This window comes from Mycobacterium sp. 1245852.3 (assembly GCF_001669335.1).
Classification (GTDB): domain Bacteria; phylum Actinomycetota; class Actinomycetes; order Mycobacteriales; family Mycobacteriaceae; genus Mycobacterium; species Mycobacterium europaeum_A.
The window spans coordinates 1-559 of sequence record NZ_LZLL01000278.1 but is presented as its reverse complement, the minus strand read 5'-3'; the positions used below and the strand labels follow the sequence as shown (position 1 = coordinate 559).

The 559-nt window shown below is 58.5% G+C and carries 1 protein-coding gene; it reads left to right on the top strand.

Annotation, left to right across the window (positions count from 1 at the left end; all coding sequences use genetic code 11):
- Window positions 1-559, top strand: a 559-nt coding sequence (locus A9W96_RS12205; protein ID WP_197499496.1) for a class I SAM-dependent methyltransferase, incomplete at both ends; no start/stop codon positions are given.

Below are 559 nucleotides of genomic sequence, written 5' to 3'. Positions count from 1 at the left end.
TCGAGAAGTACGACGTCAACGTCATCGGGATCACGCTGAGCCGCAATCAATTTGAGTACAGCAAGAACAAGCTGGCCGGATTGCCGACCAGCCGCAACATCGAGGTGCGGTTGCAGGGCTGGGAAGAGTTCGAGGACAAGGTCGACCGGATCGTCACGATTGGCGCCTTCGAAGCTTTCAAGATGGAGCGCTATCCCGCATTTTTCGAGCGCGCCTACGAGATCCTTCCCGACGACGGCCGAATGCTGTTGCACACCATCTTGACCTACACGCAAAAACAGCAGCACGAGCGCGGTGTTTCCATCACGATGAGCGATATCCGATTCGCTCGATTCATCGGCCAGGAAATTTTCCCGGGTGGACAACTCCCGGCGCAGGAAGACATTTTCAAATTCGGCGAGGCGGCGGGCTTCACGATCGAGCGGGTGCAGCTGCTGCAGCAGCACTACGCCAGGACCTTGGACCTGTGGGCCGAGGCACTCGAGGCCAATCGCGAGCAGGCGATCGCCATCCAGTCCCAGGAGGTCTACGACCGGTATATGAAGTACCTGACCGGCTG